This window comes from Pseudoalteromonas sp. EB27 (genome assembly GCF_001974875.1).
Taxonomy (GTDB): domain Bacteria; phylum Pseudomonadota; class Gammaproteobacteria; order Enterobacterales; family Alteromonadaceae; genus Pseudoalteromonas.
In genome coordinates this window covers 59711-77163 of the sequence record NZ_MTQD01000007.1, presented here as the reverse complement: position 1 = coordinate 77163, position 17453 = coordinate 59711, and the positions used below count along the sequence as shown (strand labels likewise).

General features: G+C 38.2%; 12 protein-coding genes. 8 read left to right on the top strand and 4 right to left on the bottom strand.

Annotated features, from left to right (window positions below; all coding sequences use genetic code 11):
- Positions 1-4: 4 nt before the first annotated feature.
- Positions 5-904 carry an ATP phosphoribosyltransferase gene (gene hisG / locus BW142_RS09400; protein WP_007580644.1) on the bottom strand — a complete coding sequence of 300 codons (900 nt, stop codon included), beginning with the start codon at positions 902-904 and terminating at the stop codon, positions 5-7.
- A gap of 419 nt (positions 905-1323) precedes the next feature.
- Here hisG and BW142_RS09395 point away from each other — a divergent pair, with 419 nt between their 5' ends.
- Positions 1324-1560 (top strand): hypothetical protein, encoded by a 237-nt coding sequence (locus BW142_RS09395; RefSeq protein ID WP_076924701.1) that lies wholly within the window; start codon positions 1324-1326, stop codon positions 1558-1560.
- Positions 1561-1672: 112 nt separating this feature from the next.
- Here BW142_RS09395 and BW142_RS09390 read toward each other — a convergent pair whose 3' ends face one another.
- Positions 1673-3529: a cytochrome c/FTR1 family iron permease gene (locus tag BW142_RS09390; protein ID WP_076924700.1), complete on the bottom strand. Its 1857-nt coding sequence runs from the start codon at positions 3527-3529 to the stop codon at positions 1673-1675.
- 283 nt (positions 3530-3812) lie between these two features.
- On the bottom strand, positions 3813-5096 hold the full coding sequence (locus BW142_RS09385; RefSeq protein ID WP_076924699.1) for a sodium:proton antiporter: 1284 nt from the start codon (positions 5094-5096) through the stop codon (positions 3813-3815).
- Positions 5097-5744: 648 nt separating this feature from the next.
- Between BW142_RS09385 and BW142_RS09380 the strand changes: the two genes are divergently transcribed.
- The 5 genes from BW142_RS09380 (at position 5745) to BW142_RS09360 (ending at position 12990) form a co-directional block, all read left to right on the top strand.
- Positions 5745-7931 (top strand): M4 family metallopeptidase, encoded by a 2187-nt coding sequence (locus BW142_RS09380; protein ID WP_076924698.1) that lies wholly within the window; start codon positions 5745-5747, stop codon positions 7929-7931.
- Between the two features lie 64 nt (positions 7932-7995).
- Entirely contained in the window at positions 7996-9858 is a 1863-nt protein-coding gene (locus tag BW142_RS09375; protein ID WP_076924697.1) for a M28 family metallopeptidase, read from the top strand.
- A 106-nt stretch (positions 9859-9964) separates the two neighbouring features.
- Entirely contained in the window at positions 9965-11881 is a 1917-nt protein-coding gene (locus tag BW142_RS09370; RefSeq protein WP_002960248.1) for an ATP-dependent DNA helicase, read from the top strand.
- A gap of 9 nt (positions 11882-11890) precedes the next feature.
- Positions 11891-12592, top strand: a complete 702-nt coding sequence (tsaB, locus tag BW142_RS09365; protein ID WP_076924696.1) for a tRNA (adenosine(37)-N6)-threonylcarbamoyltransferase complex dimerization subunit type 1 TsaB — start codon at positions 11891-11893, stop codon at positions 12590-12592.
- A gap of 68 nt (positions 12593-12660) precedes the next feature.
- Positions 12661-12990 carry a hypothetical protein gene (locus BW142_RS09360; RefSeq protein ID WP_007580633.1) on the top strand — a complete coding sequence of 110 codons (330 nt, stop codon included), beginning with the start codon at positions 12661-12663 and terminating at the stop codon, positions 12988-12990.
- 95 nt (positions 12991-13085) lie between these two features.
- Here the strand turns inward: BW142_RS09360 and BW142_RS09355 are convergent, their stop codons facing one another.
- On the bottom strand, positions 13086-14375 hold the full coding sequence (locus tag BW142_RS09355) for an alkaline phosphatase (RefSeq protein ID WP_076924695.1): 1290 nt from the start codon (positions 14373-14375) through the stop codon (positions 13086-13088).
- Between the two features lie 414 nt (positions 14376-14789).
- Here BW142_RS09355 and BW142_RS09350 point away from each other — a divergent pair, with 414 nt between their 5' ends.
- Both BW142_RS09350 and fadD read left to right on the top strand, forming a co-directional pair.
- Positions 14790-15641 carry an alpha/beta hydrolase gene (locus tag BW142_RS09350; RefSeq protein ID WP_024598149.1) on the top strand — a complete coding sequence of 284 codons (852 nt, stop codon included), beginning with the start codon at positions 14790-14792 and terminating at the stop codon, positions 15639-15641.
- Between the two features lie 115 nt (positions 15642-15756).
- Positions 15757-17409, top strand: coding sequence for a long-chain-fatty-acid--CoA ligase FadD (fadD, locus tag BW142_RS09345; RefSeq protein ID WP_076924694.1), 1653 nt, complete (start codon positions 15757-15759; stop codon positions 17407-17409).
- Positions 17410-17453 lie beyond the last annotated feature (44 nt).

The window sequence follows — 17453 nt, the reverse complement described above, 5'->3', positions numbered from 1 at the left end:
GCACTTACTCCATCATTTTTTCAATTGGCATAACTAAAATAGAGTTAGCGCCTAGGGCTTTTAACTGCTCCATTGTTTCCCAAAATAATGTTTCGCTGCTTACCATGTGAAGTGCTACGTATTCATCGTTACCAGCAAGGGCAAGTAGAGTAGGTTGACCAGAACCTGGTAAAATTTCACAAATTTCATCAAGTTTGTTTTTTGGTGCGTGTAGCATGATGTATTTGCTTTCTTTAGCTTGTCTAACACCACGTAAGCGCGGCATAAGCTTATTGATTAGTGCTAGTTTGTCAGCATCTTGAAGATCTTTATTTTGAATTAAACACGCGTTTGATTCTAAAATTGTTTCGCCTTGAATTAAGCCGTTAGCTTCAAGTGTTGCGCCGGTAGATACTAAATCACAAATTGCATCAGATAAACCCGCACGCGGTGCTACTTCAACAGAACCCGTAAGCATTACAGTACTTGCGTTAATGCCTTCGCGCTTTAACCACTGAGTTAAAATTTCTGGGTAGGTAGTAGCAATACGTTTGCCTTCAAACCAGCTCTTATCGCGAGCGCCAAGCTCTTGTGGCCATGCAAGTGCAAGACGACAGTAACCAAAGTCTAGTTTTGAAAGTTTGGTTACTTCACTTGGAACACCCTGGCGTTCACGTTCTGCTTGAACTTCTACTAGTACGTTTTCGCCAACTATGCCTAGGTCACATACACCGTCCATTACTAAACCCGGAATATCGTCATCGCGCACACGTAGTACGTCAATTGGCATATTAGTTGAGTGTGCAATTAAGCGTTGTTCACGAAGGTTAAGTTTAACACCTAACTGTTTAAGCAGATCTTGGCAATCTTTTGATAGGCGGCCGCCTTTTTGGATGGCGATACGTAGACGATTACTATTGTTCATTATTCATTTTCCTTTAATTTAAAAACTAAAAACCCCGAGGGGAACCTCAGGGCGAAAATGAATCAATGTTATTTGAATCGCCAGAGGTTCCTTTTAGGAATAACCTCTCAGCGAAAGACCTGACAGGTTATTCCGGTGAATGGTGGTGATGATGTACTGTTGTCAGGTTTAAGCGCATTTTTTATCCTATTTAACTGCCCGTTGTTTTGTGAACGTGCAATTGTTATCTGTTTAAATAAATTTCGCATTCATAAAAACATAAACAGCTATATTATGGCAAGTTTTTTTTAGCTTAATTAAAGCATATGTTATAACTGTCGATAATATTAAGATAATAAGCGCGATTTTCGCCAATAATTGGTTGTTTATCACTCAAACCAAGTGGTTAATGAATAAAATGAAAAAATAAGGAAGTACGCATGGATATTATGATCCCTTATTTAGGAAGAATAACCAGGCTAGAAGTTGAGTCAAAAAGTGCTTTTCATATTGCGGGTGTGCAAAGTGGGACTGTCGCTGAAAAAGTTGAACTAGAGAATAAAAAAAGGCGTGAGTTACAAAAAAAGAAAAAGCTCAATATGCTTGATGATAAAAAAAGTAAAAAAAAGTCCAACTTAGATGATGACGAAAACCCCCATTTAGATACCTGGGCTTGATAACAGCAATTTTACTAAATACATAAGTAATCAAATCAAAAAGGCCCTTTCGGGCCTTTTTACTATGTATTTTGCGTATGCCAATTAGCTTAAACTCTTAAGCAGACTGGCATTACGCTTGGCTTTTGCTTTTAAATATATAAAAGCTAAATATTGCGAACACACATACTTGAGCCACAATACCTTGCCATGTTGACTTTATACCAAGCCATGCAATATCAAAGCTCATTGGTAGCGGCGCAATACCTATTATGTCGGCCTCTTGTAATGCAATAACGGCTTTGCCCATAAGCACAAACGAGAGTGCAAATAATAGGTAAGTGGTAATGGCAAAAAACTTAGCAACCGGTAATTTAATTGAGTATTTAATTAATACCCACGTAATAATAGCCAGTATTGCTACACCGATGGCAAAACCCGATGCAATAGATGAATATTGAGCAGGCGAGCTTTGTGTTAATAATGACTGGTAGAACAGCACTGTTTCGAATACTTCACGGTAAACGGCAATAAAAGAAAGCCCAGCTAATCCCCATAATGTACCCGACTCAAGGCGCTTATCTATATTGTCTTTTATGTATTTTTGCCATTGCTGCGCACTCGTTTTACTGTGCATCCATACGCCAACATACAGCAATATTACAGCTGCAAACAATGCTCCAGCACCTTCCATAACTTCGCGACTTGCACCACTTATTTCTATTAATGTTTGCGCTGCAGCCCACGTTAAACCACCTGCAATAAGTGCAGTTACCCAACCAATATGTACGTATTTAAGCGCATCTTGACGTTTCGTTTTAATAAGTACGGTCATAAGGGCAATAATAACGAGGAGTGCTTCTAGGCCTTCGCGTAGTAATATAACCAAACTTGCTGATAGGAGTGCACCATCAGTTAGTTTGGTTTCGTTTAGCATGCTATCTGCTTTAGCGAGTTGAGCTAGCGCTGCACTTACTTTTTCGCCAACGATGGTTGCATCTTTCTCGTTTTTAAATGTTTGGCGCAGGTTCATCAGTTGTACTTCGATGTTTTTACGCAGCGTTTCGTCGTAGGCATTTAAGTTGTTTTCAACAAGCTCAAAGCCATCTAGGTAAGCGCTAATTGCTAAATCACTTGCTTGTGAGTAATTACCTTTAGCATGCGCGGCTTGCGCTGCAAGTAACTGCGTGCGAGTAACCGTTATCGGATTCTTTTTACCGGTAAATAGTTGCTCTGGATTACCACGAAGCCATTTAACGTAATGTGCTTGTGTTTCACTTTGACCTGCCGATAATTGTGCTGGATTTAAGTTTACAATCTGCGAAGCGGTAATGTTTTGCGCTAAATTTTGTGGTTTCTGAACATCTTTAAATGCCAAGCTACCTACATAAAAAGCTAAAGACCAACGTTGTTGTTCATTAAATTGAGTAAAAGCAACCATTGGCGTGTCGTTAATACCGTTACTAACAGCGTCAAACAAACCCATTAATGAGCGGTTAGTTGCGCGTTCTTCGTCGGTAAAATTAGTAGGCTCTGGTGATAAGTTTTTTGCAAGCGGGCCGTCGCCTTGACCACTTGGGCCGTGACACATTGAACAGTTAGCAGCAAAAAGCGCTTTGGTTTGCTCAACGGGAAGAAGTGACGTAGGTAACGATAGTTGCGGCATAAAGGTAAGTAGCGACTCACGAAGCGCTGAGCTTGTTGCACGTACATCGGCAACACTTGCTTTATTGGCAATTGCTGAATGCAGGGCTTTAGCTTGTGCCTTTACTGTATCAAACTCATTTGTTTGGCTTGATAGCTGTCCAGCTTGGTCAATAATAACGTTCGAAAATTCAGTCATTTCTTGATATTCGTCGGGGTCGAGTATTTCACCATTCCCAACAGCTGCCACGTAATCAACACCTACATACTCTGCAAGCTGTGCAATTTGTTTTATTTTTGTTTGCTCATTAGGCGAGGCTGAAACACTAAAGCTTGCCATGATCATTATAAAAAGCATAAAAAAACATTGAAATTGTCGTTTTCCCAGAGAAACCAAATTGAAAAATATGTGAGAATTATTTATGGACATCGAAAAGCCCTGTAGAGGAAAAGCCAAAATTATAATTGTTTTCATTTGCATTTCAAGCGGATTAATTTAAACAAAGCAGATAAATAAAAAGGATAACAATTTGTAGAACTTTAAAGTGTTTTTGTAACACGTGAGTAACAGTAACCAAGTGATTTTTTTAATAACTTGGTTACTGAATGTGTTGCAGGTAAAGCATTTATTACTTTGCTTGCTCAGCTGACTTAATGCTGCTTTGAATAAGCGGCGAAATAGTTAAGCCTTGTACAATAATAGAAAATATAACCACTACGTAAGTAACAATTACTATTAGGTTATGTAGGTCAGAGCCGCCTACAAAAACTTGCTCGCGTGGGATTGCTGCCGCCATTGCCAGAGCAAGGCCACCACGTAGTCCACCCCAGGTCAAAATTTTAACACTGTGTTTATCGTAAGTTCTAAAGCGTTTAAAAATTACAAATGGTGCGCCTACACTTATAAAGCGTGCAAGTAATACAGCCGGCACCATTAATAAACCTAAACCAATTTCGCCAAGGGTAATTGGCATAGTGACTATCAACATGCCAATTATTAAAAACAGTAGCGCATTTAAAAAGCTGTCGGTTGCATGCCAAAAATCTTTTACGTAACGAGTGTCTTCAGGCCCCGTCCGCTCGGTTGCTTTGGTGCGGGTAATATTACCCATTAATATGCCGCTGGTTACCATGGCAAGTGCGCCAGATATTTCCCAAATATTTGCAGCAGCAAAACCTGCAGTTGGGATAGTTAAGGTAATTAATAAGCGAATATTTACATCGCGGCTATTAATAATTAAAAAGTGGCCAACTAATGCAATGACTAAACCAAACGCAATGCCCCCTATTGCATCAACAAAGAATAGCTCTGCTATGTCACCAAATTGTGCATCTGTGCCATAAAAAGCAACAGAAAATATAGTGGTAAATATTACTAAACCAATACCGTCGTTAAATAGCGACTCACCTTCTACTTGAACCGATATACCTTCTGGCGCTCGCATTTGTTTAATAATAGCAAGTACAGCGATAGGGTCGGTTGGGCTAATAAGCGCGCCAAATAATAAACAGTATATAAACGGTACATCAAAGCCAAATAAGGCAAATAGATAAAAACTTAAATAACCGACTATAAAAGTGGAAGCAATAGTAGAAAATAGCACTAGTGCGGTTATTTCCCAACGCTGTTTACGAAGCGCCATAAGGTTAATTTCCAATGCGCCAGCATAAAGTAAAAATCCGAGCATACCTTTGAGTAATAACTCGTTAAAGTTAATACTGGAAACAATTTGGGTCATGGCTAACGCATTTTGATCGCCTAATAATTTAACGGCAATAATCAATAATAAAGAAATAACAACTGAACCTGTAGTAATGGCAATTGTAGTTTGCATTTTGAGGATATATTGGTTTGCAAAAGCAATAAAAATTGCAATGGCAGAGAGAAAACAAATGAGATACCAAGCATTCATTGGCTAACCTTACTATTTTTTAACGACAAACGAAAAAGGGGAGTATAAACGCGGCATATGTTACTCCTGTGCTTTATCTGTGTCACAGTCTTTATGGTTTGATTAGCTATATTTATTATGTCCTGTAGGACATTTAGTTAATTTATAATTTCTATTGTTACGTTTTGTAATGCACTTTTTAATACTAGGTTACTTGATGCAGGTAGTTGACTAAACCAATATAAAACATTGCTCTAAATAGTCCTTTTCTATTGTTGAAAGCGCGCCTTCTAATACGTACTTAAATGTTTTTAACTGCGTTAATTACCACTCTCAGTTAATCAAAAAATAAAACTCTATTTTTTGTTTTTACAAGCCATTTTTTAAACTTCTTCAATTTTTTCTAATCCTTTTTTAAATACTGGCTAATGTGATTTTAAGTAAATATATGTTTACAAAATGTAAAATAGAGGTTTTGATTACTTGTCACTAAATCAGTAACTCACTGTAATAGAATAGTTTAAATTTTAAACTAATACTTTACGTGTAAATTAAATGTTTAATTTTTAAATCTTCAATTTGTAACATATGCTTGATCCTTAATCGGGTACAGATGGTTCCGGTTAATACAATTCCACTACAAACTAAATATTTTAACGGAGCGTAAACGTGAATTTATCAAAAATCACATTAGCAACTTTTGCTGCTTTAACTTTTGTTCAAGCAACAGATGCAGTAGCTGCGAATAAGAAATACCTAAATCAACAACAGGCTATAAATACTATGGTGCAATCAAACTCTGCATCAATATTATCTACAAGTCCTCGAGAATTGATTGGGTTGAGTGTAAGGAACGAATTAGTTGTATTAAAAGAGTTTACAAGCAATAACGGGGAGGTGACTCGCCGGTATCAACAAACCTACCAGGGGTTACCCGTGATAGGGGATACACTAAGCTTAACATTTAAAAACGGCATGCTAAAAAAAGCGCACGGCGCGGCAGTGTATGACATTGAAGGTGATATAAGCGATGTTAGTGCTAAATTATCAGCTAAACAGGCGATGCTCCAAAGCCAAAATGTGGGTATTGCAGCAAAAACAATTGGCTTAAAAAAACATAATGAAAAATCAAGATTGGCTATTTGGGTCGATCAGCAAAGCAAAGCGCACTTGGTTTATGAGGTGTCGTATGTCACCTATGGTAAATCGCCTTCTAGACCCTATCAGATTATTGATGCTAACTCTGGCGAAGTGCTACTTAGCTTTGACAATCTTCAGCATGCAGATGCTACAGGTCCAGGCGGAAATTTAAAAACAGGAAAATACATATATGGTACTGACTTTGATAGTTTAGATGTTACCCAGTCAGGCAATAACTGTACGATGAACAATACAAACGTGCGCACCATAAACCTCAACGGTGGTACTAGTGGTACGTCTGCATATTCTTTTACTTGTCCTGAAAATACATTTAAAGAAATAAATGGTGCTTATTCTCCTCTCAATGATGCGCATTATTTTGGAAATGTAATTTTTAATATGTATAACGATTGGATCGGTACGCCACCACTTACGTTTCAATTAAAAATGCGAGTTCACTACAGTAGTAACTATGAAAATGCATTTTGGGATGGCAGCGCCATGACCTTTGGTGATGGCCAAAATACGTTTTATCCGCTTGTTAGTCTAGACGTGTCTGCTCATGAGGTAAGCCATGGATTTACTGAACAAAACTCTGGCTTAGTGTACAGCGGAAAATCAGGCGGCTTAAATGAAGCCTTTTCTGATATGGCGGGTGAAGCGGCCGAATTTTATATGAAAGGCACTAATGATTGGCTAGTCGGCCAAGACATATTTAAAGGCAATGGTGCGCTTCGCTACATGAATAATCCAACGCAAGATGGTAATTCAATAGATAACCAATCAAGTTATTATTCTGGGATGGATGTGCACCATAGCTCTGGTGTATTTAATAAAGCTTTTTATAATTTGGCTACCACACCCGGTTGGAATACAAAAAAAGCATTTATTGTAATGACTAGAGCTAATCAGCTTTATTGGAGCGCAAGTACAAATTGGGATTTAGCCGGTAATGGCGTAATGGATGCAGCTTGTGATTTAAACTATGACCCAAGTGATGTACAAGCAGCGCTAAGTGCTGTGGGAGTAAATTCTAATTTAAGTTCAGGTAGCACGTGTAGCTCAACACCTCCTCCAACTAACGATGAAGCTTTAACTAATGGCGTAACTCGTACTGGTATAAGTGGCTCAGCTAAAGAGCAATTGTTTTTTACGCTAGAGGTTCCTGCTGGAGCAAGTAATTTAGTGTTTAATACAAATGGTGGATCAGGCGATGCTGATCTTTATGTACAATTTGGATCAAAACCAACGTTAAATAACTTTGATTGTAAAAGTACCACTTCATCAAGTACTGAGAGCTGTTTAATTAGTAATGTTCAAAGCGGAACTTACTACGTGATGGTAGAGGCATGGAATGCAATTTCTGGGGTTTCTCTAACGGGTAGCTTTGATGGCAGTAATGGGGGCGATGTTACTCCTATCAATGTAACTGAAACTAATGTGAGTGTTGGTGCGGGTTCGTGGACGCGGTTTACACAAACATTAAATGAGGGTTATTCATCACTTGATGTTTATATATCTGGTGGAAGTGGTGATGCTGATTTGTATGTAAATTATGGAGCAGCATCAAGTACGGGGACATACCTTTGTCGCCCATATAAAAATGGTAATAGTGAAAGCTGTACCTTTGATGCTCCTCAAGCGGGCACTTGGTATATAGACTTACGTGGTTATAGCTCTGCAAGTGGTTTAACGCTTAGTATTTCAGCAAATTAAACCTACTTTTAGGGAGCAATAGCTCCCTTTCTTTTAAAGTTGTATTTAATAACAAGGAATACTGATGAAAACTTCTATTTATACTTCCCTATTATGCGCATTTACTTTTTTAACATCGTCGTCATTATATGCTCAAAATAATGAAAGCATTTGGGTTAGTATTGACCCGGTTGCTGCAAAACATTATCAGCAAGTTCAAAAAACATTTACACAAAACGATCAATTATTAAGTGTACAGAATACAAATATGGATTCGGTAAACTTAATGAGAATCGATCAGGGAAATATCATTCAATTAAGTGAGTTTATGCATGATAATTATCATCGCTGTGGAGGGTTTGTTGCTCATGATTCGTTAATCGAGGCTAATGAATACACTCAGCAGTTAGCTGCCGTTCAAAATCAAAATCTAAGTGCGTTAGCTGCTACATATAGCATTAGCAATCCGCAAACAACTCAGCAATTAATAAATAGTATTAGTCCAAATAATTTGACGAACACAGTTAATTCGATGAGTAGCTTTTATAATCGCTATTATACGGCTCAAACTGGTGTAGATGCCTCACAATGGCTAAAAGATTACTGGCAACAGTTAGCAGCTACACGTAATGATATAAATGTTGATTACTTTACTCATAGCTGGGCGCAGTCGTCGGTCATTGTTACTATTGCAGGAGATGAAGAGGCTGATGAAATTGTCATTATTGGTGGGCATTTAGACTCAATTAATCAATCAAATCCAAGCAACGGTCGCTCACCAGGGGCTGATGATAATGCATCGGGGATTGCTGTATTATCTGAAGTGTTAAGATCGATTGTTGAAAATGATTATAAACCGCAAAAAACAATTCATATAATGGCTTTTGCTGCAGAGGAAGTTGGTTTAAGAGGTTCAAAAGATATTGCTTCATCTTATAAATCACAAGGAAAAAATGTGATCGGCATGGTGCAATTTGATATGACTGGAAACAATGGCAGTAGCGAAGATATTGTAATGATGACTGATTACACTACAAATGCTCAAAACCAATTTTTAGGTCAGTTAATTGATACCTACTTACCTAGCATTACCTATGGTTTTGACCAATGTGGGTATGGGTGTTCTGATCATGCATCATGGTATCAACAAGGCTTTGCAGCATCAATGCCATTTGAATCTAGGATGGCTGATATTAATCCGTTAATTCATACACAGAATGACACTAATTTTGATGCTGACCACGCTAGTAAATTTGCAAAACTTGCTGTGAGTTATTTAGCTGAAATGGCAAAAAATGCTGGTGATATAGTGCCACCAGCTAATAATGAGTTACAAAATGGTGTTGCAGTTTCTGGCCTTGCAGGTGATGCTAAAGCGCAGCTTATCTATACGCTACAGGTACCTAATAATGCAAGTAACTTAAACTTTACTACCTCAGGGGGCAGTGGTGATGCAGACCTATATGTTAAATTTAATACAGCGCCTACATTAGAAAATTTTGATTGTAAAAGTACAACATCATCGAGCAATGAACGTTGTGATATTGCGAGTGCCCAAAACGGTATTTATTACGTTATGGTAGAAGCATGGAACGCTATTGCTAATGTTTCTCTTATTGCCAATTATAATGAAACAACAGCGATTGAACCTATTAATCGAACAGAAACTGATATTAGTGTTGCTACGGGAGATTGGGGGCGGTCTACACAAGACTTAGAAGCAGGGTATTCCTCTTTAAATATAACTATGGCTGGTGGCTCAGGCGATGCCGATTTATATGTGAATTTTGCCAGTCAATCAACTGAATCTGTATATCAATGTCGACCGTATAAAAATGGTAATGCTGAAACGTGTAGTATTACCAACCCACAAGCGGGCAAGTGGTATATTGACTTAAAGGGGTACAGCGCAGCTAGTGGAATAACCTTAACTATAAATGCGCAATAATAACTAATGGGAGCTCTGCTCCCTTATTTATATACTCAAACCGATTACTTAATTACTTGCCCTTGATGTTTAGCTTACGTAAAATCCCGCTATTATTTATTTTAAAGTGATTGGTATTATCAAACAGCTGTTTAGTGCAACCGGGCCTTTAGCGTTATCTTTAGATGGGTATACGCCTCGCCAACCACAAATTGATATGGCAGTAGCTGTTGCGGATGCATTAAAAAACAGTTCGCAATTAGTTGTTGAAGCAGGTACGGGTACGGGTAAAACATTTGCATATTTAGCCCCTGCACTTAAGTCAAAAGGGCGCACAATAATATCAACAGGTTCTAAAGCTTTACAAGAGCAGCTTTATCACCGAGATTTACCGCAACTAGTTAAAGCTTTAAGTGCTTCAAAAAAAACCGCCTTATTAAAAGGGCGTGCCAATTACCTATGTACCTATCGACTTAATCAGCATGTTGCACATGTGCCTACTGACGACTCTGACGTAATGCATCAACTAGCTATGGTAGCTAAGTTTGCAAGCGAAACACAGTCAGGCGATTTGGCCGATTGTATTGGTATAGAGGATGATGCCAAAGTACTGCCTTATGTAAATTCAACAGCGGATAATTGCTTAGGCAAAGAATGCCCAGACTTTCAAAGCTGTTATATACGCAAAGCACGTTTAACTGCGGCCGATGCCGATGTGGTTGTTATTAACCATCATTTGTTTTTTGCCGATATGGCTGTAAAAGAAAGTGGCTTTGCTGAGCTAATGCCAAAAGCAGATGCTTATATATTTGATGAAGCGCATCAGTTAAGTGAAATTGCCAGTGATTATTTTGGTGAGAGTGTAAGCACTAAAAAGCTGGTGGATTTAATTAATGATTTACGTGCTATTTATAGAGCTGAAATACCCGATATGCTGCAACTTGGTAAAAGTTTAAATAAGCTTGAGACAAGCGTTGCTGATTTACGATTACAGTTTGGTGTTGATGGCAGTAGAGGCGATTGGCGAGAAAAGCTAAGCGATAAACAAATATGTGCGGCGCTCCACCGCGTCATTAGTGATTTAGACTTTGTCTATCAAGTACTCAAACTTTGTTTGGATAGAAGCGATAAAATAGAGCACCCGTTTGAGCGTGCATTGGCATTTAAAGGGCAGTTAGAACGGGTTTTTGATACGGCTCAAACTGGTTTTAGTTACTGGTATGAAACAACCCGCCGTTATTTAACTATTAATATAACGCCATTAAATGTATCAGCTAAATTTGCTCAAATGATGCAAGACACGGGCGCAGGCTTTGTATTTACATCGGCAACACTTTCGGTCGACAACAAGCTAGAGCACTTTAATGCAAGCCTTGGTTTAAAACCAAAGCAAAGCATGATGGTAGATAGTCCGTTTGATTACCCTAATCAGGCGCTGCTGTGTTTACCGCGTTACTTACCCGAATCGCACGCTGATAATATGCCGCACGCAATTGTAAAACTCACGCTTGAGCTTATAAAATCAGCACAAGGGCGTTGTTTTGTATTGTTTACGAGCTATCGAATGATGCACTTGGTGGCCGAAGGGCTCACCACACAAATAGACTACCCAGTTTATATGCAGGGGCAAATGTCTAAGCGTATTATTTTAGAGAAATTTACCCGCCATGGTAATGCGGTATTACTCGGCACGGCTTCTTTTTGGGAAGGCGTTGATGTACGCGGCAGCACGTTAAGCTGTGTTATTATAGACAAATTGCCATTTGCAGCTCCTGACGATCCATTGCTACAAGCTAAAATGCAAGATTGCCAAATGCAGGGAAAAGACCCTTTTTCACACATACAATTACCGCAGGCTGTTATTGCGCTAAAACAAGGTGTAGGGCGTTTAATTCGAGATAGTAAAGACAAAGGCGTACTTGTAATATGCGATAATCGCTTAGTTACACGCCAATATGGCCAAGTATTTTTAAAAAGCTTACCGCCGATGCGCCGCACGCGAAGCTTAGAAGATGCCAATACATTTTTAAAACAAATTAACTAGAGTACTAAAATGATCAAAAGTAATATTCTTGCCCTTGATGCTTCAACAGAAGCACTTTCAATTGTTTTACATTTTCAGGGCCAAACGTTTCATCATTTTGAAGAATGTCCGCAGCAACATAGCCAAAAAATACTTCCACTTGTGGATGAGCTATTAACTAAAGCAAACTGTAAATTAAAAGACTTAGATGTCATTGGTTTTGGACAAGGCCCGGGCAGTTTTACTGGTGTACGTATTAGTGTAGCTATAGCGCAAGGTTTAGCGTATTCAACTAATTTGCCGCTTGTAGGTGTGTCTACTTTGGCTATTATGGCGCAACAAGCGTTTGAACAAAACGGTAGCCTCAGTGTTTACCCAAGCATAGATGCCCGCATGGGGGAGATATACTTTGCACATTATCAAGTGCAAAATAATCTAATGCTTTTAGTGAACCAAGAATGCGTTATAAAACCTGATTTACTAAATAATGACTATATAGCGACCACTGAGCCATCTGTAGCTGTGGGCACGGGCTTTAAAACCTATCCTGATGCGCTAAATGACTTTGAAAACGTGACAATTAATACTGATATTACATTGCCTGATGCGCGTTATATGTTAGCGCATGTTGAAGCCGCGTTTTTAGCGGGTGACGTTGTAAAAGCGAGTGACGCTCAACCTAAATATGTGCGAGATACGGTAACGTGGAAAAAGCTACCAGGGCGTGACTAATCATATTATTTGCAAATTGGTTGTTTTTAAATCATAATTTTATACAATATTAAGGTTGGAGACGCGTAATGACGCTGCCTATTGGTTCAGGTTTTTTTACCGGAGATATTCCGGGTAGGGTTAGCCCTACTAAAGTTGTTACTAATAAACCACAGAGTTTATTAGACCAGCCGGCTGCTCAAAAAACGAATACCGATTATGTAAAAAGCAGTGTCGAGGGCGTCGAACTAGCTAATCAACTGTTTAAAAGCAGTGCTAAAAGCAATGAATACAGCCAAACAATTTACGACCAACCGACAGCTCAAGTAAGTAAAGCGATTTCTACTTATACTGAATTTGCTAATTTAGAACGCAGAGCCGAAGTACAAAATTTAATAGGTGTTGATATATACGCTTAAAGCTTAATTGAGCGTTTTAGATAAATACAGCGATAAAATTCAATAAAAAGCCCGAACATGTGTTCGGGCTTTTTGTGTTCAAAACGAGGTGAAATTTACTGCTCAATAAAGCCAATCAGCTTATCTGCAATATCAGTATTATTTTGTGAGCCGATAAATTGCTCACTGCCTTTGCCATAGGCAAATACTTGAACGTCTACAGCGGTGTGTCCGCCAGTTGTCCAGCCAGTAAAGCTTGCATCACTAATAATACTTTTAACAGCTAAATTAAGCGCTTTTTCGCCCATTTTTTTAGCTTGCTCAAGTTTGATTTGGTTTTCAGTTGTAAATTCAATATTGGTGTTAGCAGTCCATACTGGTTTTAAGTCTTTAGACTCCATAAGTTTGTCTGTTAACTTACTAGCCGTTGCCTTAACACCTTTAATTACGTCTGTTTCCCATTTAAATTGGCCGTGCGAACCAATAGTTAAGCCGCCCGTTGAGTGATCGGCTGTAACTACAAGTATAGTGTCTTTATTTTTATCAACGTACGCTTTTGCTTTTTCGATTGATTTAGCAAAGTCGTCCATTTCAGCCATCGCACACGCTATATCGTTAGAGTGACCACACCAATCAATTTGGCTGCCCTCAATCATCACAAAAAAGCCTTCTTCGTTCTGGTCATCTAGTAAACCAAGCGCTTTAGATGTTAACTGAGTAAGGCGAGTTGGGTTCATATCAAGGGCAAATGGCAAGCCTTTGCTTGCATACAAACCTATGGCAGGTATTTGTGTAATTTGTCCCAGGTTATTAATATCGTCACCGTATTGGTAACCTGCCGCTTTAAATTCTTCAACTAAATTACGGTCGTCACGAATAAAATATTTAGTACCGCCACCTAGCATTAAATCAACAGGTAATTTACCAGCAATCTTATTATCAATATAATCGTTGGCAATATCATCGTAGTTGTAACGAGATTCATTGTGAGCTGTAAAGCTAGCAGGTGTTGCATGGTTTATTTGTGACGTTACAACAAGCGCAGTTGTCATACCGCGCTCTTTTGCCATTTCAAGCATGGTTTTAACTGGCTTTTTATCTGTATCTACAGCAACTGCACCATTATAACTTTTATGGCCGCTACTAAGCGCTGTAGCACCCGCTGCGCTGTCTGTTACATAAGTATGGTCATCAGGGTAGGTGTGAGCCATGCCTTTTAAAATAGTGTCAAAAACCGTGCCTTCTACTTCTTTTGTTGCAGGGTCATCTTTAAAATAGCGATAAGCCGTGGTGTAAGCCGGACCCATGCCGTCACCAATCATATAAATTACATTTTTAGGTGCTGATTCTGCGTAAGCACCAGAAGCGGTGCATAAAAGTGCCAATAAGCTGATCTGTTTTTTCATGGTTGTACCTTATGAGTGTACCTTATTTAATAGCCGCTGATATTGTATACAGATAGGATGATAAATAAATGAATATCTGAGATATTTATAATTTATACTTTGATTTTATATACATAGAATTATAGTTAACGCTGTTAGTTCTATTTATTTAAATTATACTAGTTATAAGTTAAGTATATACAATGCCGCCACCTTTAAATTGTTCAAAATACATACAGAGCAAGCTTATTAAAAACGGTTAGTTTGTTGTTTTTAGTTTAAGTTATTAATAATGTTATGTTTAATTATTATGCTTTGCTTCTCTTGTCATCACGAAGATAATTAAATCGTGAATTTGGCACCATTTTCTAAGTTAGTGGTCTGACAACTTGTATGCTATAAATAATGATGCTCTAAATTAATAAAGGACTTACCGTGCAGCCATTTAATATTGAAACCAATAATTTAAATATCCATGGCTTAAAAGTAGGTTCAGGGAACGAAATAGTAATAGCGTTGCATGGGTGGTTAGACAACTGCCATAGCTTTATGCCAATGTTAAACAACGTTAACCCAAAGCATACGTGGTACTGTATTGACTTTGTCGGGCACGGTTTATCATCTTGGCGAAGTGATGATGCACACTATTATTTTGTTGATTATATTGATGATGTGTACCAACTTATAAATGCCCTTGGTGTTAAAAAAGTACATTTAGTAGGTCATTCCATGGGCGCTATGGTTGCAGGACTTTTTGCTAGCTGCTTTAGCGATTATGTAGAGTCTGTTACCTTTATTGAGGGAATTGGTTGTGTTACAACCCCTAGTGAAGGTGTGTGTGAACAGTTACAAAGTGCAGTACTAAATAGAGCGCGTTTAAAAAATAAAAAGTCGAGAATTTATAAGTCGAAAGAACTTATTTATGAAGCTCGTGCTCAAACAACCGATTTGAATAGCGAGCTTATTAAGCTCTTAATGCAACGAAATATTAAACAGGTTTCAGATGGTTTTGCGCTAACAACAGATCCAAAGCTCAAAAATCACTCAGGTTTTAGGTTTGATGAAGCGCAATGTATTGGTGCAATAAAAGATTTAATTGCACCATGTCAATTAATTTTAGGTAACGAAGGTTATTCGTTTGTAAAACAAAATTTGGCAAAGTATATTAGTTATTACAATAGCTTGAAGGTCATTAATGTAGATGGTGGGCATCATTGCCACATGCAAAGCAGTGAACACTGTTTTGAGCATATTCAAGACTTTATGCTGCAAAATGGTGCATGTTAATTGTAAATATGTGTTAAATGTGGGATTATTCCTGCATTAGAGTATTTGCTCAATTGTTAAAGCGCCTTACTTAGATTAAGGTTAATAAAAATATAATTATAAACAGGGGCTAAGAGTGGAAAAAATCTGGCTTAAGCGCTACCCAGAGGGTATGCCTGAAACAATCGATCCTGAGCATTACAACTCGTTACTCGAAGTGTTCGAAAAAAGTTTTAGTGACTACACCGATTTACCTGCATTTACGAATATGGGTAAAACGATGTCTTACGATGAAATAGATACAGCAACAAAAAAAGTTGCTTCCTATATTCAAAATGACTTAGGTCTCAAAAAAGGCGACAAAGTTGCCGTAATGATGCCTAACTTACTACAAACACCAGTCACAATTTTAGGTGTTTTACGTGCAGGTTGTGTCGTTGTTAATGTTAACCCTCTCTACACTGTGCGTGAATTAGAGCATCAGCTAAAAGACTCTGACACTACTGCTATTTTCATCCTAGCAAACTTTGCTGACACACTTGAAAAGTCACTTGCCCATACTGATGTTAAACATATTGTAGTAACGCAAGTAGGCGACATGGTAGGCGGGCTTAAAAAGCACATAGTTAATTTTGTTGTGAAGCACATTAAAAAAATGGTGCCAAAGTTCAACTTGCCTAACACAATTAAATTTTCAGACGTTTTAGCTGCAGATGAAGCTAAATATACACGTCCTGAAATGAGCTTGTCTGATCTTGCTTTTTTACAGTACACCGGTGGTACAACAGGTGTATCTAAAGGAGCAATGCTGAGCCATGGCAATATGGTTGGTAACCTCGAGCAAGTTTCAGGTTGTTTAGACAAAGTGTTAAACCGTGGTGAAGAAGTTGTTGTTACTGCACTGCCTCTTTATCATATATTTGCTTTAACAGCTAACTGCCTAACGTTTATGAAGTACGGCGGTTTAAACATATTAATTACAAACCCACGAGATATGCCAGGGTTTGTTAAAGAGCTGGGTCAACATAAATTCACAGCAATTACTGGCGTTAATACATTATTTAATGGTTTATTAAACACACCAGGTTTTGCTGAACTTGATTTTAGCCATTTAAAAATGTCTTTGGGTGGCGGTATGGCCGTTCAACGCCCTGTTGCTGAAAAATGGCAAAAAGTGACGGGGTCAAAACTGATGGAAGGTTATGGCCTTACAGAATGTTCTCCTTTAGTTACTATTAGTCCTTTTGATTTGAAAGCATATAATGGCTCTATTGGTTTACCTGCACCGAACACTGATATTAAATTAGTTTTAGATAATGGCGAAGAAGCCGCTAAAGGTGAACCTGGCGAGCTTTGTGTTAAAGGCCCGCAAGTAATGCTTGGTTATTATAACCGTCCAGATGCAACAGCTGAATGTTTAAAAGATGGCTGGTTTGCTACAGGTGATATTGCGACTTATGATGACGAAGGTTTCTTCTTTATTGTAGATCGTAAAAAAGACATGATCATTGTATCTGGCTTTAATGTTTTCCCTAATGAGATTGAAGAAGTAGTGGCTATGCACGAAGGTGTGCTTGAAGTCGCAGCTATTGGTATTCCTCACGATGTAAGTGGTGAACAAGTTAAAGTTTTTGTTGTGAAAAAAGACCCTTCTTTAACTGAAAAAGATATAATAAGTCACTGTCGTGATAATTTAACTAATTACAAGGTCCCCAAACTGGTAGAGTTTAGGGATGAGTTACCTAAAACTAACGTAGGTAAGATACTCCGAAGAGCCTTGAAAGATTAGCAACCTATAAAAAAGCCGACATATGTCGGCTTTTTTATTGTAGG